Genomic DNA, 18,984 nt, shown 5'->3' with positions numbered 1-18,984 from the left:
TTTCAATAGAGTATGTCTGGAATCAGGAGGTCGATAGCAGGATGAACTGGTATGGAATGCGAGCACATGAAGTGGAAGAAAGAACGAATACGAATGTAAAGGTTGGACTTACAGAGAAAGAAGCAGAAGGGCGAGTAAAGAAATTTGGTACTAATGAATTAGAAGAAGCAAAAAGGCCTTCTGCACTAATGGTATTTTTAGCACAGTTTAAAGATTTCATGGTACTCGTTTTGTTTGGAGCAACAATTGTTTCTGCGTTTTTAGGTGAATACATTGATTCTATTGCTATTGTTGCCATTGTTATTATCAATGGTATTCTCGGCTTTTTTCAAGAAAGAAAAGCTGAAAAATCATTGGAAGCTTTAAAGGAACTAGCTGCCCCGCAAGTTACTGTAATGCGGAATGGAAAGTGGGTAAAAGCACCATCTAAAGCACTTGTTTTAGGTGATATTATTAAGTTTTCCAGTGGTGATCGTATTGGGGCTGATGTGCGTCTTGTTGAGGCATCAAGTTTATATATTGAAGAGTCAGCTTTGACAGGGGAGTCCGTACCTGTACAAAAGAAGGTAGAAGCACTGCAAGGGCAAGATGTTGCAATTGGGGATCAAAAAAATATGGCTTTTATGGGGACAATGATTACGCGAGGATCTGGTACAGGAGTCGTTGTAGCAACTGGTATGAATACAGCGATGGGGCAAATTGCAAATATGTTGCAAAATGCAGAGCAAATGGAAACGCCACTGCAAAGAAGGTTAGAACAGCTCGGAAAAATATTAATTATTGTAGCTCTTATTTTGACAGCGCTCGTTGTATTGGCTGGTGTGTATCAAGGGAATGAAGTATATCATATGTTTTTAGCTGGCGTATCGCTAGCTGTTGCGGCTATTCCAGAAGGATTGCCAGCAATTGTTACAGTAGCTTTATCACTTGGTGTACAGCGTATGATAAAAAAGAGAGCAATTGTAAGGAAGTTACCGGCCGTAGAAACGTTAGGCTGCGCTTCTGTTATATGCTCTGATAAAACGGGAACAATGACACAAAACAAAATGATGGTAACACATATGTGGTCAGGCGGAGAATTGTGGAAAGTGACAGGGCAAGGATATGAACCTAATGGCTCTTTTATGAAAGGTGAAAAAGAAGTGAATCCAGCTAAGACAAAATCACTTTATCAGCTACTTACATTTGGTTCACTATGTAACAATGCAAATATTATTCAAAAGAAAAAGGCGTACGTATTAGATGGGGATCCAACAGAGGGAGCGCTTGTAGCTGCAGCAATGAAAGCTGGGATAACACGTGAGGCATTGAAAGGGAAATTTGAAATTATTCGTGAATTTCCATTTGATTCAACTCGAAAAATGATGAGTGTTATTGTACGAGATCGAGAGGGGAAAAAGTTTATTGTTACGAAAGGAGCACCGGATGTTCTTTTGCAAATGAGTCAAACAATCTTATGGGGGGATAAGCAGCAGCCGTTAAGTGAGCTATATAGAAAAGAAGTACAAGCGGCTATTCATAGCTTAGGTAGTCAAGCGCTTCGAACAATTGCAGTTGCGTTTAAACCTTTAAAAGTCACGGATTCTATTGAACATGAAAGAGACGTTGAAAAAGATTTTATGTTGGTTGGGATACAAGGTATGATTGACCCGCCAAGGCCAGAAGTCGCGCAGGCGGTAAAAGAGTGTAAAGAAGCTGGTATTCGAACAGTAATGATTACAGGTGATCATAAAGTGACAGCAATGGCGATTGCTGAACAATTAGGAGTTTTACCACCAGATGGACGCGTTGTTGAAGGAGTAGAACTCGCGAATATGGATGTGGAGGAATTAGAAAATGTTGTAGAAGATACGTATGTATTCGCTCGTGTATCACCTGAGCATAAATTGAAAATTGTTAAAGCATTGCAAAATCAAGGACATATAGTAGCGATGACAGGTGATGGAGTGAACGATGCTCCAGCTATAAAAACAGCGGATATTGGGATAGCGATGGGGATTACAGGGACAGATGTTGCAAAAGAAGCCTCTTCACTTGTTTTACTAGATGATAATTTTGCTACAATTAAGTCAGCGATTAAAGAAGGAAGAAATATATACGAGAACATACGTAAGTTCATTCGCTACTTATTGGCGTCAAATGTTGGAGAAATTTTAGTTATGTTATTTGCGATGTTACTTGCATTACCACTGCCGATGGTTCCTATTCAAATTTTATGGGTGAACTTAGTTACTGATGGTTTACCAGCGATGGCATTAGGTTTGGATAAGGCTGAAGGAGATGTGATGAAGAGAACACCGCGTCACCCGAAAGAAGGGGTATTCGCTAGAGGGCTTGCGTGGAAAATAATAAGTCGAGGGTTTTTAATTGGAGCAGTGACGTTAGTGGCGTTTATTATTGCGTATAACCAACATCCAAATGAACTGAAATATGCACAAACTGTAGCGTTCGCGACGTTGGTACTTGCACAGCTTATTCATGTATTTGATTGTCGTAGTGAGCATTCTGTCTTTCACCGTAATCCATTTGGGAACGTGTATTTAGTAGGGGCGGTTATTATTTCGTTACTACTTATGCTAGTGGTTATATATTATCCACCGTTACAACCGATCTTTAGCACAATGCCGATACAAGCAAGAGATTGGTTATTAATTGGAGGTTTGTCATCAATTCCGACTTTCTTACTAGTAGGTTCTTTATTAACAGGGAAAAAGGCTAAGAAGAAAAAGCCGATGTTATATAAGAAGGGATTAAACTTGAAATAGTCAATGTTATGAAAATGTGATATAATTTACAGAAGGTAGTAGAGCCTTGTCTCTATTACCTTTTTCATTGAGTTATTTTATGGCTTGGATGTGATAAAAATGATTTCTAGTATGACAGGGTTTGGAAGATCGAAAGTAGAAAGTGATACTTTTCAAATTACAGTAGAAATGAAATCGGTGAACCACCGTTTTTTAGAGATGAGTATTCGACTTCCTAAGCAAATGATGGTATTTGAGGACAAAATTCGTAAAATAATTGCACAGCAAGTTCGACGTGGGCGCATCGAAGTGTCTATTAGTATAGCAGGTGAAGGACTTGTTGAAAGAAAATTAAGTGTGAATTGGTCACTTCTTGAGCAGTACCAATCGATGATGGAAGATATAAAAGGGAAATTTCAATTACAAGATTCTATTACACTTCAGCAATTAATGGCAATGCCAGAAGTAACAGCAATTGAAGAAATAGAAAATGTAAATGAACATTTTGAGAACAGTTTATATGAGGCTGTTCGTCAAGCTGCTCATATGTTGAAAACGATGAGAGATGGCGAAGGAGAACGATTACATAAAGATATAGCGTATCGTTTACAAGAGATTAGCAATTGTGTAAATGCGATTATTCCACATGCACCAATTGTTACACAAAAATATCGTGAACGATTAGAAAATCGCTTAAAAGAATTACATAATCAAGATCTAGATGAACAAAGATTGCTAACAGAAGTCGCAATCTTTGCAGAGCGTTGTGATATTCATGAAGAGTTAGTTCGTTTGCAAAGTCATTTAGAGCAATTTCGTGAAACATTGCAGATTGAAGAGCCTGTTGGAAGGAAAATGGATTTCATCGTGCAAGAGATGCATAGAGAAATTAATACGATTGGTTCTAAGGCAAATGACTTAACAATTTCAAAATATGTTGTAGAAATGAAAAATAACCTTGAAAAAATTCGTGAACAAGTACAAAATATTGAGTAGCTTTCAAAAAATATATAAAGTTATACGTGGTGGAGAAATCGGATAGACTTACTAGGAGGCGCAAACTATGGCCATGCGGTTTTTAAATATTGGATACGGAAATATTGTATCTGCTCATCGAATTATTGCTATTGTAAGTCCGGAGTCAGCTCCTATTAAACGAACAGTACAAGAAGCACGCGAACATAATGCTTTGCTTGATGCTACGTATGGGAGAAAAACAAGGGCGGTTATTGTTATGGATGATGGGCATGTTGTATTAAGTCCAATTCAACCAGAGACGATTGCACATCGTTTGAATAATAAAGAAGATTTAAGTGAGGAAGGGTAGGTTTTACATATTTATGAGAAGTAGAAGAGGATTGCTCATCGTTCTTTCAGGGCCTTCTGGGGTTGGAAAAGGGACGGTTCGTAAAGAGCTGTTTAGCCATGAGGATACACGTTTTCAGTACTCTATTTCAGTAACGACACGTAAGCCGCGTGAAGGTGAAGTAGATGGTGTGGATTATTTCTTTAAAGAAAGAGAAGAATTCGAGGAAATGATTCGTAATGAAAAATTACTTGAGTGGGCTGAGTTCGTAGGTAATTATTACGGAACACCGATTGACTATGTTGAAAAAACATTACAAGAAGGAAAAGATGTATTCTTAGAAATTGAAGTGCAAGGAGCAATTCAAGTTAAGAAAGCTTTCCCAGAAGGTGTATTTATTTTCTTAGCACCTCCAAGTTTATCTGAACTAAAGAGCCGTATTGTCGGACGTGGTACAGAGACTGAAGATGTTATTGAAAATCGTTTAACTGTAGCGAAAGAAGAAATCGAGATGATGGACGCTTACGACTATGTAGTAGAAAACGATCAAGTTGAATTAGCTTGTGATAGAATTAAAGCAATTGTGGTTGGCGAACATTGCCGCCGCGAAAGGGTAGCAAAATATTATAAAGAAATGACGGAGGGTCTATAATTATGTTAAATCCATCAATTGACTCATTACTACAAAAAATCGATTCTAAGTACACTTTAGTAACAGTGGCTGCAAAACGCGCACGTGAAATGCAACTTGCTAATAACTGTGTTGTAGAAAAACCTGTTTCTCATAAATGTGTAGGTAAAGCATTAGAAGAAATCGATGCAGAAGCATTAAGCTACGTACCAAGTGAAGATAAAGTAGCTGAATAAGCCTTTGCCTTCGACAAAATAAAACATAGACTTTATAATTTTCTATGTAACGGTAACAACCTATTTACAAGTAGGTTGTTATTTTTTTACGAAAGGAATGAAATATCGGTACTGACGAGCTGAGAATTCTATTTCAGTATTATAAGTTTGAAAAAGAAAGAGGACGAGTCATATGCTAAAAGGGAAAAAGATACTTTTATGTGTAACAGGAGGCATTGCGGTTTTTAAAGCAGCTGCGTTAACGAGTAAATTGACACAATCTGGCGCGATTGTCAAAGTAATGATGAGTGAGTCGGCAATGAAGTTTGTTACGCCTCTTACATTCCAAGCGCTTTCTCGCCATGATGTATATACGGATACATTCGATGAGAAAGACTCAGCTGTTATTGCTCATATTGATTTAGCAGATTGGGCGGATGTTGTACTTGTCGCACCTGCTACTGCCAATTGTATTGGAAAGTTAGCTGGTGGTATTGCAGATGATATGATTACAACTACTTTGTTAGCTACTACAGCTCCGGTATGGATTGCGCCTGCTATGAATGTGCATATGTATGAAAATAAAATAGTTCAAAAAAATATGATGACATTGAAAACGCTAGGATATACATTTATTGAGCCTGGGGAAGGCTTTTTAGCATGTGGATATGTAGCGAAGGGACGACTAGAAGAACCTGAAGCAATTATTGCACGGTTAGAGGAAGCTTTCTCAGAACACAAACCATTGCAGGGAAAAAGAATATTAATAACTGCTGGCCCAACACGTGAAAAGGTTGATCCAGTTCGTTTTATGACGAATTTTTCTTCTGGGAAAATGGGGTATGCGATTGCGGAAGTGGCAGCGAATTTAGGCGCTGATGTTATACTCGTTTCAGGACCGACAGCATTAAATCCACCGTTACATGTAACGACAGTGCAAGTGGAATCTGCACAAGATATGTTAGAAGCAGTTCTTCAACATTATCAAAACGTAGACGTTGTCATTAAAACAGCAGCAGTTGCAGATTATCGTCCGAAATATGTGCATGAGAATAAAATGAAAAAGCAAAATGGTGATGCTGTCATTGAACTTGAAAGAACGGTGGATATTTTAAAAACATTAGGTCAGAAAAAGGATAAACAGTTACTTATCGGTTTTGCTGCTGAAACGACAAATGTAGAGGAATATGCAACGAAAAAACTACGTGAGAAAAATGCAGATATGATTGTCGCGAATGACGTAAAAGCGCAAGGAGCTGGATTTGGCACGGATACGAATATTGTAACAATGTATAGAAAAGATGGAAAAGTTATTGAGTTGCCACTTTTAATGAAAAAAGAGGTAGCTCGTGAAATATTGAAGCAAATTGAAATGATGTTAGAAGATGATCGTTTATGAAATTTGCAAGTGTAATTGTTGATGTACCTGCCCGTCAGACAGATCGACCATTTGATTACATTATTCCTAAAAAATGGGAAGGTATTGTACAGACAGGAATGCGTGTGGTAGTTCCGTTTGGGCCAAGAAAATTGCAAGGTTTTATTATTGGGATTAAAGATTCGGTGGATGTAGAAAGTAAGAAGTTAAAGACAATCCATGAAATATTAGATGTAACACCGGTTTTAAATGATGAATTATTAAAGCTTGGATATTGGCTTACAAGTGAAACGTTATGCTACATGATTTCAGCTTTTCAAGTGATGCTTCCAACTGCGATAAAAGCAACGTATAAAAAACGTCTACAACTTTGTAAACAGGAAGAAATAGCACCAGAAATACTATATTTATTTCAGGATAAAGAAGCAATTGATTTTGAAGTAATCGAGCAACAGCCACATTTATACCGAACTATTCAGCAAGAAATTAAAAATGGTACGGTTGAAGTCGTTTATCAAGTGAAAGATAAAGTACAAAAGAAGAAGCAAAGAGTGGTTCAGCCGGAGTTGCCAGAAGATAAATTGGAATTAGCGGCATTTGAACTGAAAAGTAAAAAACAACAAGATGTACTTTATTATTTTGTGGAAAATTATAAAAGTACACCGTTGAAAGTAATTACAGAAGAGTTACAAATAACAGATGCTCCAATAAAAGCACTTGTTAAAAAGGGATTCATTTCAGAAAAGTATGTGGAAGTATACCGAAATCCGTATGACGATGATGATTTTGAACAAACAAAACCATTTCCACTTACGGAGGAACAAAAACAAGTTATTACACCGATTTTATCATCAATTACAAATGAAACTTATAATCCATTTTTGCTATATGGTGTTACAGGAAGTGGAAAGACAGAAGTATATTTACAATCTATAGCAGCAGTGCTCAAGAAAGGAAAAGAAGCTATCGTTCTTGTTCCTGAAATTGCACTAACGCCCCAAATGGTGGATCGTTTTAAAGGTAGGTTTGGCTCGCAAGTTGCAGTTCTTCATAGTGCGTTGTCTGTTGGAGAAAAGTATGACGAGTGGCGTAAGATTTTAAGAAAAGAAGTGAAAGTTGTAGTTGGTGCGCGTTCAGCTGTTTTTGCGCCTTTTGAGAATTTAGGGATTATTATTATTGATGAAGAGCATGAATCAAGTTACAAACAAGAAGATAATCCGAGGTATCATGCAAGAGATGTAGCTGTCTGGAGAGGACAATATCATAAATGTCCTATCGTTCTTGGTAGTGCGACACCAACACTTGAATCGTTTGCAAGGGCGAAAAAAGGTGTTTATGAACTATTAACAATGGAAAAACGTATGAATGAACAAGCTTTACCAACGGTAGAGATTGTTGACATGCGAGAAGAACTTCGTGACGGGAATCGATCAATGTTTTCTAAGGCGCTGCATGAAAAAATAGCAGATCGATTAGAAAAGAAAGAACAAATGGTACTCTTTTTAAATAGAAGAGGTCATTCTACATTTGTTATGTGCCGTGATTGTGGGTATGTTGTCCAATGTCCGCATTGTGATATTTCATTGACATATCATAAAATGAATCATCGTTTAAAATGTCATTATTGTAGTTACGAAGAGAATATGCCAACTGAGTGTCCAGCTTGTCAAAGTACATACATTCGTTTCTTTGGTACAGGTACACAAAAGGTAGAAGAAGAAATTACAAAACTATTTCCAGAGGCGCGAGTCATTCGAATGGATGTAGATACGACAAGTCGAAAAGGAATGCATGAAAAATTATTAAAGGCGTTTGGGGAAGAAAAAGCAGATATATTACTTGGAACACAAATGATTGCTAAAGGATTAGATTTTCCGAAAGTAACGCTCGTTGGGGTTTTAACTGCAGATACGATGCTTCACTTACCTGATTTTCGGGCGAGTGAAAAGACATATCAGTTATTGACGCAAGTAAGTGGACGAGCGGGTAGACATGAATTGCCAGGGGAAGTTGTGATTCAAACGTATACGCCAGAACATTACAGTATAGAGTTAGCGAAGAACCAACAATATGATGTGTTTTTTGACCAAGAAATGCAAATGAGACGAACAAGACAATATCCCCCATATTACTATGTTGTACTCGTAACTGTATCTCATCCAGAATTATTAAAAGCGGTACAAGTGACGGAAAAAATTGCCTCGTATTTACGAACGCATTGCTCACAGCAAACAATGGTGCTAGGACCAGTTGCTTCAGCGATTCCAAGGATAAAAGATAGATATCGTTATCAATGCATGATAAAATACAAACGGGAACCAAACTTAAAGAACGTGCTCAAAATGGTAAATGAACATTATCAAGCAGAAATGCAAAAAGAGCTACAAATCTCAATTGATTTTAATCCAACAATGTTAATGTAGCGGAGGGAAATATGGCAGTTTTAGAAATAATAAAGCATCCAAATGAAGTGTTAGAAACACCATGCGAAAGAGTAATTAACTTTGATAAAAAGTTAGTGAAATTGTTGAAAGATATGCATGAAACAATGTTAATTGCGGACGGAGTCGGTTTAGCTGCGCCTCAAGTAGGTGTAAGCTTGCAAGTAGCGGTTGTTGATGTCGATGATGATACTGGGAAAATCGAGTTAATCAATCCATCAATATTAGAAAAACGTGGTGAACAAGTAGGTCCCGAAGGCTGTTTAAGCTTCCCGGGACTTTATGGTGAAGTAGAACGTGCCGATTATATTAAAGTAAGAGCGCAAAATCGCCGTGGGAAAGTATTCTTATTAGAAGCGGAAGGATTTTTAGCGCGTGCAATTCAACATGAAATTGATCATTTACACGGTGTTTTATTTACATCGAAAGTGACAAGATATTATGAAGAAAACGAACTAGAATAGGTGTTAAAAGGAGCGGTTTTTAAATGATAAAAGTAGTGTTTATGGGAACACCGGACTTTTCAGTGCCGGTGCTTCGTCGTCTTATTGAAGATGGCTATGAGGTAGTAGGTGTTGTGACGCAACCTGATCGTCCAGTAGGTAGAAAAAAAGTATTAACACCTACACCTGTTAAAGTTGAAGCGGAAAAACATGGTATCCCTGTGTTACAGCCGTTAAAAATTCGTGAAAAAGATGAATATGAAAAAGTATTGGCATTAGAGCCAGATTTAATTGTAACAGCTGCATTTGGGCAGATTGTACCAAATGAAATTTTAGAAGCACCAAAGTATGGGTGTATTAATGTTCACGCTTCTTTACTTCCTGAACTTCGTGGTGGTGCACCAATTCATTATGCAATTATGGAAGGTAAAGAAAAAACAGGTATTACAATTATGTATATGGTAGAAAAATTGGATGCTGGTGATATCTTAACGCAAGTGGAAGTTGAAATTGAAGAGCGTGAAACGACAGGCTCATTATTTGATAAATTAAGTGAAGCAGGAGCACACCTTCTATCTAAAACAGTGCCTTTATTAATTCAAGGTAAGTTAGAACCGATTAAACAAAACGAAGAAGAAGTAACGTTTGCGTACAATATAAAACGTGAGCAAGAGAAAATTGATTGGACAAAAACAGGTGAAGAAGTATACAATCACATTCGCGGATTGAATCCATGGCCAGTTGCTTATACAACTTTAGCAGGACAAGTTGTTAAAGTATGGTGGGGGGAAAAAGTGCCTATAACTGAACCGGCTGAAGCAGGTACGATTGTTGCAATCGAAGAAGATGGTTTTGTTGTAGCAACGAGTAATGAAACAGGTGTTAAAATTACTGAATTGCAACCTTCTGGTAAAAAGCGTATGAGTTGTTCACAATTTTTACGTGGAACAAAACCTGAAATTGGAACGAAGTTAGGAGAAAATGCATGAGACAAAATGTTCGTGAATTAGCTCTTGATGGTTTAATTCAAGTGGAAAAAAGTGGTGCATATAGCAACTTACTTTTAAATAATCTAATTGAAAAAAGTGCAATTGATAGAAAAGATATTGGTTTATTAACTGAAATTGTATATGGAACGATTCAACGTCGTGACACATTAGATTATTATTTACAGCCTTTTTTAAAAAAGAAGGTTGAGGCGTGGGTAAGAGTATTGCTTCGCTTATCTTTATATCAAATGATTTATTTAGACCGAGTGCCAGAAAGAGCGGCTATTCATGAAGCGGTTGAGATTGCAAAGCGTCGCGGGCATAAAGGAATTGCTGGTATGGTGAACGGTGTATTACGTTCGATTCAGAGAGAAGGTGTACCTTCTGTAGATGAAATCAAGGATCCAGTAGAACGTCTTGCAATTACAACAAGTCATCCAGTTTGGCTTGTCCAAGAGTGGACTTCAGAATACGGTTTAGAAACTGCAGAAAAAATGTGCGAAGTAAACATGTTACCCCCTGTACCAACAGCGCGTGTGAATGTTGATAAGGTAACTGTAGAAGAAGCGATTGAGTTGTTAGCAAGTGAAGGTATAGAAGCAAAACGTGGTGACTTATCAGATGATGCTATTCAGATTGAAAGAGGAAATGTAGCGCATACAGAAGCGTTCAAAAAAGGATTTCTTTCTATTCAAGATGAAAGTTCTATGCTGGTAGCACGCGCTTTAGAACCGAATACGGGAGATGCAGTTCTTGATAGTTGTGCTGCTCCAGGCGGAAAAACAACGCATATCGCGGAACGATTAAAGGGAACTGGTAAGGTCATGTCCCTTGATTTACATGCACACAAAGTACGTTTAATTAAACAGCAAGCAGAGCGACTTGGTCTAGAAAATGTCGAAACTAAAGCGCTAGATGCTAGAAAAGTGCAAGAGCACTTTGCAAATGAAACGTTTGATAAAATATTGGTAGATGCACCGTGTTCTGGATTTGGTGTAATTAGACGTAAACCTGATATTAAGTTAGGAAAAGATAAAGGCGATAGTGAAAGATTATCGACGATTCAAATTGCAATACTAGAAAAAATAGCACCATTATTAAAACAAGGCGGTCGTCTTGTTTATAGTACGTGCACAATTGAGAAAATAGAAAATGAACAAGTAATAGAGAAATTTTTACAAGAACATCCTGAATTTGAATGGGATACTACGCTTAAAGAGCGTATGCCAGAAAAATTAACTCCGTATATTGATGAAGGTCAAGTGCAAATTTTACCGCATTATTTTGCGACGGATGGCTTTTATATTGCTTGTTTAAGGAAGAAGGTGTAGCATCATGGAAACGACTGTAAGAAAACAAAAGAAAAATTTAGAAACGAAGAAACCATCAATTTACTCTTTACAACTTCATGAAATGCAAGATTGGTTAAAGGAACAAGGAGAACCGAAGTTCCGTGCTGGACAAATTTTTGATTGGTTATATAAAAAACGTGTAAAAAATTATGAGGATATGTCAAACCTTTCTAAAGGATTGCGTGATAAATTGTCGAATTCCTTTGATATTACTACTTTAAAAACGTTAGTAAAACAAACGTCTTCGGATGGAACAATTAAATTCTTATTCCAATTATATGACGGATATTCTATTGAAACGGTATTAATGCGACACGAATATGGAAATTCCATTTGTGTAACAACGCAAGTTGGTTGTCGTATTGGGTGTACGTTCTGTGCTTCGACACTTGGTGGATTAAAGCGAAACCTAGAAGCTGGAGAAATCGTAGCGCAAGTAGTAGAAGTTCAGCGTGCGCTTGATGAAACAGAAGAACGTGTAAGTTCTCTTGTTGTTATGGGGATTGGAGAACCATTTGATAACTATGATAATTTAATGGGATTCTTACGCATCATTAACCATGAAAAAGGACTTCATATTGGTGCGAGACATATGACTGTTTCGACGAGTGGAATTATCCCGAAAATTTATAAGTTTGCTGAAGAAGATCTACAAATTAATTTTGCGATTTCATTGCATGCTCCAAACTCAGAATTACGTTCAAAATTAATGCCGATTAACCGTGCTTATAAATTACCAGATTTAATGGAAGCTATTAAATACTATGTAAATAGAACAGGGCGTCGTATTACTTTTGAATATGGATTATTTGGAGGAGAAAATGACCAAGTAGAGCATGCTGAAGAGCTTGCTGCGCTCTTAAAAGGTGTAAAATGTCATGTGAACTTGATTCCGGTAAACTACGTACCTGAACGTGATTATGTACGTACGCCACGTGAACAAATTTTCTTGTTCGAAAAAACGTTAAAAGATCGTGGAGTGAATGTAACGATTCGCCGTGAACAAGGTCATGATATTGATGCAGCCTGCGGTCAGTTGCGTGCGAAGGAGCGCAAAGAAGAGACGAGGTGACGAGATGAAAGCCGTATTTCTATCGGATAAAGGAAAAGTTCGTCAACATAATGAAGATAGTGCAGGAGTTTTTCACAATTTAGATGGAAATGTATTAGCGGTAGTAGCAGATGGAATGGGAGGTCATCGAGCTGGTGATGTAGCTAGCTCGATGGCCATTCAATTATTCCATGATTATTGGAAGCAAACACATAATATGAATGAGCCGAAAAAAGTAGAACAATGGTTACATACTAGTGTTGGGATTATTAATGAGCGTATATATGAATATGCTCAGCAAAATGCAGAATGTAATGGTATGGGAACAACGCTTATAATAGCTGTTTGTACACCAAGCTTTGTGACAATAGGGCATATAGGAGATAGTCGTTGCTATATGGTATCAGAAGGAGAAATGACGCTAGTAACGGAAGATCATTCGCTTGTAAATGAGCTTGTGAAACATGGTGAAATTTCAAAGGAAGACGCAGAGTATCATCCGAAAAAGAATGTGTTATTAAGAGCATTAGGAACAGAAGAAAAAGTTGGGTTAGATGTTAAAACGTTGGTGATTGAGGAAGATGATCAATTACTTCTTTGCTCTGATGGGTTATCAAACAAAGTTTCTATTGATGATATGCGACAAATTTTACAGTTAAATGAACAGCTTGAAGGTAAAGGGCAGTGTCTCATTCAATTGGCAAATGATCGCGGTGGAGAAGATAATATCACACTTGTTCTTATTGATTATGCGGGTTCGACAAACGAAAGTAGGTGAAGTGCAACGTGCTGATTGGAAAACGCTTAAATGACCGTTATAAGCTGCTGAAAATGATTGGTGGTGGCGGAATGGCCAATGTATATTTAGCTCATGATGATATACTTGGCCGAGATGTAGCGGTAAAAATATTAAGACTCGACTACTCAAATAACGAAGAGTTTATTAAACGTTTCCATCGAGAAGCGCAGTCTGTTACAACGTTGTCGCATCCAAATATTGTGAATATGTATGATGTCGGAGAAGAAGATGGTATATACTATCTTGTCATGGAATATGTACCAGGGCAAACATTGAAGCAATACATAATTGAGCGAGGGATGTTACCTATAGGAGAAGCTCTTGATATTATGGAGCAGTTAACATCCGCTATGGCACACGCCCATCATTTTGAAATTGTGCATCGTGATATAAAGCCGCACAATATTTTAATTCGAGCTGATGGAATAATAAAAGTAACAGATTTTGGAATTGCGACAGCTACAAGTGCAACAACAATTACACATACAAATTCAGTGCTCGGTTCAGTCCATTATTTATCACCAGAACAGGCACGTGGCGGGATAGCAAATAAACAATCAGATATCTATTCTCTTGGGATAGTTATGTTTGAATTGTTAACAGGAAGACAACCGTTTTCTGGCGAATCTGCTGTTGCTATAGCTTTAAAACATTTACAAAGTGAAATCCCATCACCAAAAAGATGGAATGAAAATATTCCGCAAAGTGTTGAAAATATTATATTAAAAGCAACTGCAAAAGATCCGTTCCATCGATATCAATCTGCCAATGCGATGAAGCGAGATATTGAAACTGCGCTATATCCAGAGAGGATAAATGAGCAACCGTTTTACATACCAGAAGATATGGAAGCGACGAAAGCGATTCCAATTATTCAACAAGAACAATTATTTGAAAATGTAAGTGATGAAACGATTGTTTTAAAAGGGAGTAAGGTGGAAGAACCGATAAGAGCAGAAGCAGCTGAGTTAGATAAGAAGAAAAAACGGAGTAACAAGTGGCTTAAAGTTTTAATTTCAACATTTTTATTTTTAGCAATAGGAATAACATTAGCGCTTACGGTTATTCCAGGATTATTTATTCCGAAAGATGTGAAAGTTCCTGATGTGGCTGGTATGAAATACACGACAGCTGTAAATACATTAGTAGAAAAGGGCTTTGAGGTGACGGAGCCTAATATTGTATATACAGATGATGTTGAAGTTGGGGATGTAATAAAAACGGACCCTGTAGCAGGAAGAGTCGTAAAAGAAAACGCTAAAATTACTATCTATCAATCAGGTGGGAAAAAGAAAAGTAAGATGGCGAATTTCACAGGGCAAAACTTTGAGAGTGTAAAAGCTGAGTTAGAAGAAAAATATAAACAAGTTACAGTAAATTATATTGAAAATGATAAGCCGAAAGGTGAAATTGTAGAGCAAATTCCGACGCCTGATCAAATGGTTATAGAAGCGGAGCAAGAACTGAAAATCTGGGTAAGTAAAGGTCCTTATCAAATTAGACCAGGTGACTTTTCGGGGTGGACTGAAAATAGTGTAACTGGTTATTTGAATGAGAGAAAACTAACGTCAGATATAAAACGAGAGTATTCAGATACAGTCGAAAAAGGACTTGTAATTTCGCAATTTCCAAAACCAGGTACACCATTAAAAGAGGGAGATAAAGTAACTATTATTATCTCTGATGGTCAAAAGCCTAAAGTGACTAAAACGGTAAAATTGGACAATATCTCTATCCCATATGAGCCTGCTGTAACAGGTGAAAAAAAGCCGCAAACAATAGAAATTTATAAAGAAGACATGCAGCAAAAAATGGATAGACCGGTTGAAACGAGAACAATTACTGAATCAGCGACTATTTCTTTAGAATTTGTAATTCAAGAGGGTTCAAAGGGACACTATAAAATTGTACGAGATGGAGTAACGATTATTGATAAAGAAGTACCATATCCAACTCAATAATAGTGAAAGTCTACTTATTATTATTGCCTGTTATGCTGTCTACAAAGTGGACGGTATAGCAGGCAAAAATATATGATTCAAAAAGCTAGTAAAGTGATGCAGCTGTAAATATTTTTTTGCATTTAATGGGAAATTTAATGTATATTAGCGAAAGTATATATGGTAGGTTTTGAAATCGTTATTTAGAAAATTTAAATCCATTCATTTTTAAATTCAGCATCACCTTATACAAAAAAGGAGAATTCTATGCCAGAAGGAAAAATTATAAAAGCTTTAAGTGGGTTTTATTACGTGCAGCATGAAGAAGGGGTTACGCAATGTCGTGGACGAGGTGTATTTAGAAAAAATAAAATTACACCACTTGTAGGAGACCAAGTTGTTTTTCAGGCAGATAATCCAACTGATGGTTATGTGCTTGAAGTGTTTGATCGAAAAAATGAACTTGTTAGACCTCCTATTGCTAATGTCGATCAAGCGATCCTTGTGTTCTCTGCAGTAGAACCAGATTTTAATCCTGGACTGTTAGATCGATTTTTAGTGCTGATTGAATATCATAACATTAAGCCAATTATTTGTATTAGCAAGATGGATTTAGTAGATGAAAAGATGAAAGCAACTGTTGAAGCTTATGCGAATGATTATCGTGAGATGGGTTATGATGTTTTATTTACTTCTATTAATACGTCAGAAAGTATTGATATATTAAAACCATACTTAGAAAATTGTGTTTCTGTCGTTGCGGGTCAATCTGGTGTGGGGAAATCTTCAATGCTTAATGTGCTACGTCCAGAATTAGAGCTGAAAACAAATGATATTTCCTCCCATTTAGGACGCGGGAAGCATACGACAAGACACGTAGAATTAATTGCAATTGGAAGTGGACTAGTAGCAGATACACCGGGTTTTAGTTCACTAGATTTCATTGATATAGAAGTAGAAGATCTTACATATTGTTTTCCAGAGTTGAAAGAAGCGAGCCAATACTGTAAATTTAGAGGGTGTACACATCTTTCTGAACCGAAATGTGCGGTGAAAGCTGCGGTTGAAGAAGGGAAGATTACAGAATATCGCTATAAGAACTATAAACAATTCGTAGAAGAAATTAGAGAGAGAAAGCCGAGGTATTAGTTATGATTAAAATTGCACCATCGATTTTATCAGCAGATTTTTCAAAATTAGGGGAAGAGATTAAAGATGTAGAAAAGGGTGGAGCGGATTACATTCACGTTGACGTAATGGATGGACATTTCGTACCAAATATTACGATTGGACCGTTAATTGTAGAAGCTATCCGTCCAATTACATCATTACCATTAGATGTACATTTAATGATTGAAAATCCTGATAACTATATCCCGACTTTCGCACAAGCGGGAGCGGATATTATTACTGTTCACGTAGAGGCGTGTCCACATCTACATCGTACAATTCAGTTAATTAAATCTCATGGTATTAAAGCGGGCGTTGTATTAAATCCACATACGCCAGTTTCAGTAATTGAGCATGTATTAGAAGATATAGATATGGTATTACTTATGACAGTAAACCCTGGATTTGGTGGACAGAAGTTTATCCATTCTGTATTACCGAAAATTAAACAAGTTGCAGACATGGTGAAAGAGCGCAATCTAGAAGTAGAAATTGAAGTTGATGGTGGTGTAAATGCTGAAACAGCAAGACTTTGTGTGGAAGCAGGAGCAAATGTACTTGTAGCTGGATCAGCAGTATACAATCAAAAAGACCGCGGTGAAGCAATTCGCTTAATTCGTGGGTAGTGATGAACTTTATCCTAGTAAGGTATTCATAGGATAGCGTAAAAATATGTAAAAAGGCAATCTACCGAATGGCAGATTGCCTTTTTACAATGGAAGGGGAAGAAAAAATGATTATTCATATTTTGGCAGGAGGACCTTCGGAATATTGTGCAGATTTTGCTCGATATGAGGATGAGGAAGTAGTGTGGGCAGCGGTTGATAGGGGAGTATACCGTCTATTAAAGAAAGGGATTACACCGGCTGTTGCGTTTGGAGATTACGATTCAGTTACCGAAGAAGAATTAGTATGGATGGGACAGCAAACGAACGAATTACATATTGTTCCGCGAGAAAAAGATCAAACGGATTTAGAAATTGCAATTAACTGGGCATTAGGACAGAAGCCGGCACTAATTCGTATTTTTGGTGCTACCGGTGGAAGGCTTGATCACGGTTTGGCAAATATACAGATGCTTTTAAAAGGGTTAGAAGTAGAGATAGAAATGTGTATTGTGGACAATAAAAATGAAATAACAGTTAAAAAAGTGGGTACACATATAATTGAAGAAAATAAAAATTTTCCTTATGTATCTTTTGTACCAGTTACTGAAATAGTGGAAGGGATTACATTGTTTGGTTTTAAGTACCCGCTTACTAATAAAACAATAGAGTGGGGATCAACACTTTGTATTAGTAACGAACTCGTTGAGGAAAAAGGTACTTTTTCATTTACTTCTGGCATATTAATGTTGATAAGAAGCACTGATTGAAGAAACAATTTTGCTCCTTACATCATATAGTGACCAAGTGGAGTAATGGGGATTAGGAGGGAAACCATGAGATTTTATACAATTAAGTTACCTAAATTTCTTGGTGGAATTGTTCGTGCAATGTTAAATACCTTCAAAAAAGATTAAAAAAAGCACCTATCACCGGTGCTTTTTCCATTGTTATAGTAAAAAAAGAGCCTATCGGCTCTTTTTTTTATTATTAAACACGTTCGATTTTGCCAGATTTTAATGCTCTAGCAGAAACGTAAACACGTTGAACTTTTCCGTCGATGCGTACGCGAACTTTTTGAAGGTTAGCGCCCCACTTACGTTTTGTAGCGTTCATTGCGTGAGAACGAGAGTTACCAGAACGAGCTTTTCTTCCAGTAATAGCACAAACACGAGCCATTTATATTTCCCTCCCTTGATACCTTACCATACGTAATTTTTCAATGTTAGTCTTTTATGCGATGCTAAAAACACTACTATAATTTAACACAACTAAAAAGAGAATGCAACACCGTAGAAAAAAGAAATCAAGAAAATTTACTTGACACTATATGTCAATGAAGAAAAGTTGAAATCCATAAAAATTGCTTGACATATTATAGTGGTACATGTTGTATAATAACAATGGACTATTTTGCTCATCATAAAAAAGTGTAATTTAAAACATAAAATATGAGAGTGAAAAGAAAGAACGATGGAATTTTCTTTAAAAAGATTATATGATAGTAACTAAAGTAGTCTAGCTCACTTTCACCATTTATGAAGGGGGAAACGAGATGTCAATTGAAATTAAAACGAAGTACGGTCAAATTGATATTAGTACAGATGTAATTGCAACAATTGCTGGAGGTGCCGCGGTAGATTGCTACGGTATCGTAGGTATGGCATCAAAAAATCAGTTAAAAGATGGATTAACAGACATTTTACGAAAAGAAAACTTCACTAGAGGTGTTATTGTTCGTAAAGATGAAGATGAAGTACATATTGATATGTATATTATTGTGAGCTATGGTACGAAAATTTCAGAAGTGGCACATAATGTGCAGACGAAAGTGAAATATACATTAGATCAAACTGTAGGACTAGCAGTAGATTCTGTAAACATCTACGTACAAGGAGTTAAAGTAATAAACTTGTAATG

General features: G+C 36.9%; 19 protein-coding genes. 18 read left to right on the top strand and 1 reads right to left on the bottom strand.

Annotation, left to right across the window (positions count from 1 at the left end):
• The first annotated feature begins 41 nt into the window (after positions 1–41).
• From M1D73_RS19980 to spoVM, 17 genes are all read left to right on the top strand, one after another.
• Complete coding sequence (locus M1D73_RS19980) at positions 42–2,765, top strand: calcium-translocating P-type ATPase, SERCA-type (protein ID WP_001104778.1); 2,724 nt, start codon at positions 42–44, stop codon at positions 2,763–2,765.
• 99 nt (positions 2,766–2,864) lie between these two features.
• A complete protein-coding gene (locus tag M1D73_RS19975) occupies positions 2,865–3,740 on the top strand; it encodes a YicC/YloC family endoribonuclease (RefSeq protein WP_000625869.1) in 876 nt (291 codons plus the stop codon).
• A 67-nt stretch (positions 3,741–3,807) separates the two neighbouring features.
• Positions 3,808–4,071, top strand: coding sequence for an extracellular matrix/biofilm regulator RemA (remA, locus tag M1D73_RS19970; protein ID WP_001251456.1), 264 nt, complete (start codon positions 3,808–3,810; stop codon positions 4,069–4,071).
• Between the two features lie 13 nt (positions 4,072–4,084).
• Complete coding sequence (gene gmk, locus M1D73_RS19965; protein WP_001257741.1) at positions 4,085–4,702, top strand: guanylate kinase; 618 nt, start codon at positions 4,085–4,087, stop codon at positions 4,700–4,702.
• A gap of 2 nt (positions 4,703–4,704) precedes the next feature.
• Positions 4,705–4,917 (top strand): DNA-directed RNA polymerase subunit omega, encoded by a 213-nt coding sequence (gene rpoZ, locus M1D73_RS19960; protein ID WP_000933960.1) that lies wholly within the window; start codon positions 4,705–4,707, stop codon positions 4,915–4,917.
• Between the two features lie 172 nt (positions 4,918–5,089).
• Positions 5,090–6,295 (top strand): bifunctional phosphopantothenoylcysteine decarboxylase/phosphopantothenate--cysteine ligase CoaBC, encoded by a 1,206-nt coding sequence (gene coaBC, locus M1D73_RS19955; protein ID WP_000911750.1) that lies wholly within the window; start codon positions 5,090–5,092, stop codon positions 6,293–6,295.
• Positions 6,292–8,697, top strand: coding sequence for a primosomal protein N' (gene priA / locus M1D73_RS19950; RefSeq protein WP_121868058.1), 2,406 nt, complete (start codon positions 6,292–6,294; stop codon positions 8,695–8,697). The genes coaBC and priA overlap by 4 nt, the downstream gene beginning before the upstream one ends.
• An 11-nt stretch (positions 8,698–8,708) precedes the next feature.
• Entirely contained in the window at positions 8,709–9,179 is a 471-nt protein-coding gene (gene def, locus M1D73_RS19945; protein WP_000279455.1) for a peptide deformylase, read from the top strand.
• Between the two features lie 23 nt (positions 9,180–9,202).
• Positions 9,203–10,147, top strand: a complete 945-nt coding sequence (fmt, locus tag M1D73_RS19940; RefSeq protein ID WP_000598804.1) for a methionyl-tRNA formyltransferase — start codon at positions 9,203–9,205, stop codon at positions 10,145–10,147.
• Positions 10,144–11,478 (top strand): 16S rRNA (cytosine(967)-C(5))-methyltransferase RsmB, encoded by a 1,335-nt coding sequence (gene rsmB, locus M1D73_RS19935; protein WP_001249666.1) that lies wholly within the window; start codon positions 10,144–10,146, stop codon positions 11,476–11,478. Before fmt ends, rsmB begins: the two co-directional genes overlap by 4 nt.
• A 4-nt stretch (positions 11,479–11,482) precedes the next feature.
• Complete coding sequence (rlmN, locus tag M1D73_RS19930) at positions 11,483–12,571, top strand: dual-specificity RNA methyltransferase RlmN (protein ID WP_000450540.1); 1,089 nt, start codon at positions 11,483–11,485, stop codon at positions 12,569–12,571.
• A 4-nt stretch (positions 12,572–12,575) separates the two neighbouring features.
• Positions 12,576–13,328 carry a Stp1/IreP family PP2C-type Ser/Thr phosphatase gene (locus tag M1D73_RS19925; RefSeq protein ID WP_000648703.1) on the top strand — a complete coding sequence of 251 codons (753 nt, stop codon included), beginning with the start codon at positions 12,576–12,578 and terminating at the stop codon, positions 13,326–13,328.
• An 8-nt stretch (positions 13,329–13,336) separates the two neighbouring features.
• Positions 13,337–15,310 carry a Stk1 family PASTA domain-containing Ser/Thr kinase gene (pknB, locus tag M1D73_RS19920; RefSeq protein WP_000904747.1) on the top strand — a complete coding sequence of 658 codons (1,974 nt, stop codon included), beginning with the start codon at positions 13,337–13,339 and terminating at the stop codon, positions 15,308–15,310.
• A 246-nt stretch (positions 15,311–15,556) separates the two neighbouring features.
• Positions 15,557–16,438, top strand: a complete 882-nt coding sequence (gene rsgA, locus M1D73_RS19915; RefSeq protein ID WP_065212078.1) for a ribosome small subunit-dependent GTPase A — start codon at positions 15,557–15,559, stop codon at positions 16,436–16,438.
• Between the two features lie 2 nt (positions 16,439–16,440).
• Complete coding sequence (rpe, locus tag M1D73_RS19910) at positions 16,441–17,085, top strand: ribulose-phosphate 3-epimerase (protein ID WP_071741402.1); 645 nt, start codon at positions 16,441–16,443, stop codon at positions 17,083–17,085.
• A 68-nt stretch (positions 17,086–17,153) separates the two neighbouring features.
• Complete coding sequence (locus tag M1D73_RS19905; protein WP_002026234.1) at positions 17,154–17,834, top strand: thiamine diphosphokinase; 681 nt, start codon at positions 17,154–17,156, stop codon at positions 17,832–17,834.
• A gap of 66 nt (positions 17,835–17,900) precedes the next feature.
• Positions 17,901–17,981, top strand: coding sequence for a stage V sporulation protein SpoVM (gene spoVM, locus M1D73_RS19900; protein ID WP_001213599.1), 81 nt, complete (start codon positions 17,901–17,903; stop codon positions 17,979–17,981).
• 73 nt (positions 17,982–18,054) lie between these two features.
• On the opposite strand, the gene rpmB is transcribed toward spoVM, so the two are convergent.
• Positions 18,055–18,243: a 50S ribosomal protein L28 gene (gene rpmB, locus M1D73_RS19895; RefSeq protein ID WP_000124776.1), complete on the bottom strand. Its 189-nt coding sequence runs from the start codon at positions 18,241–18,243 to the stop codon at positions 18,055–18,057.
• Between the two features lie 376 nt (positions 18,244–18,619).
• Here rpmB and M1D73_RS19890 point away from each other — a divergent pair, with 376 nt between their 5' ends.
• A complete protein-coding gene (locus tag M1D73_RS19890) occupies positions 18,620–18,982 on the top strand; it encodes an Asp23/Gls24 family envelope stress response protein (protein WP_000021109.1) in 363 nt (120 codons plus the stop codon).
• The last annotated feature ends 2 nt before the right edge of the window (positions 18,983–18,984 follow it).

This window comes from Bacillus sp. PK3-067 (genome assembly GCF_056738645.1).
This window is presented reverse-complemented; position numbering and strand designations above follow the sequence as displayed.

Excerpts from the sequence above, each read along its gene's own strand:
- def (WP_000279455.1), top strand. The coding sequence starts at position 8,709 with ATGGCAGTTTTAGAAATAATAAAGCATCCAAATGAAGTGTTAGAAACA.
- M1D73_RS19925 (WP_000648703.1), top strand. The coding sequence starts at position 12,576 with ATGAAAGCCGTATTTCTATCGGATAAAGGAAAAGTTCGTCAACATAAT.
- remA (WP_001251456.1), top strand. The coding sequence starts at position 3,808 with ATGGCCATGCGGTTTTTAAATATTGGATACGGAAATATTGTATCTGCT.
- rsgA (WP_065212078.1), top strand. The coding sequence starts at position 15,557 with ATGCCAGAAGGAAAAATTATAAAAGCTTTAAGTGGGTTTTATTACGTG.
- fmt (WP_000598804.1), top strand. The coding sequence starts at position 9,203 with ATGATAAAAGTAGTGTTTATGGGAACACCGGACTTTTCAGTGCCGGTG.
- rsmB (WP_001249666.1), top strand. The coding sequence starts at position 10,144 with ATGAGACAAAATGTTCGTGAATTAGCTCTTGATGGTTTAATTCAAGTG.
- M1D73_RS19975 (WP_000625869.1), top strand. The coding sequence starts at position 2,865 with ATGATTTCTAGTATGACAGGGTTTGGAAGATCGAAAGTAGAAAGTGAT.
- M1D73_RS19890 (WP_000021109.1), top strand. The coding sequence starts at position 18,620 with ATGTCAATTGAAATTAAAACGAAGTACGGTCAAATTGATATTAGTACA.
- rlmN (WP_000450540.1), top strand. The coding sequence starts at position 11,483 with ATGGAAACGACTGTAAGAAAACAAAAGAAAAATTTAGAAACGAAGAAA.
- rpe (WP_071741402.1), top strand. The coding sequence starts at position 16,441 with ATGATTAAAATTGCACCATCGATTTTATCAGCAGATTTTTCAAAATTA.
- priA (WP_121868058.1), top strand. The coding sequence starts at position 6,292 with ATGAAATTTGCAAGTGTAATTGTTGATGTACCTGCCCGTCAGACAGAT.
- M1D73_RS19980 (WP_001104778.1), top strand. The coding sequence starts at position 42 with ATGAACTGGTATGGAATGCGAGCACATGAAGTGGAAGAAAGAACGAAT.
- spoVM (WP_001213599.1), top strand. The coding sequence starts at position 17,901 with ATGAGATTTTATACAATTAAGTTACCTAAATTTCTTGGTGGAATTGTT.
- rpoZ (WP_000933960.1), top strand. The coding sequence starts at position 4,705 with ATGTTAAATCCATCAATTGACTCATTACTACAAAAAATCGATTCTAAG.
- M1D73_RS19905 (WP_002026234.1), top strand. The coding sequence starts at position 17,154 with ATGGCAGATTGCCTTTTTACAATGGAAGGGGAAGAAAAAATGATTATT.
- rpmB (WP_000124776.1), bottom strand. The coding sequence starts at position 18,243 with ATGGCTCGTGTTTGTGCTATTACTGGAAGAAAAGCTCGTTCTGGTAAC.
- gmk (WP_001257741.1), top strand. The coding sequence starts at position 4,085 with ATGAGAAGTAGAAGAGGATTGCTCATCGTTCTTTCAGGGCCTTCTGGG.
- coaBC (WP_000911750.1), top strand. The coding sequence starts at position 5,090 with ATGCTAAAAGGGAAAAAGATACTTTTATGTGTAACAGGAGGCATTGCG.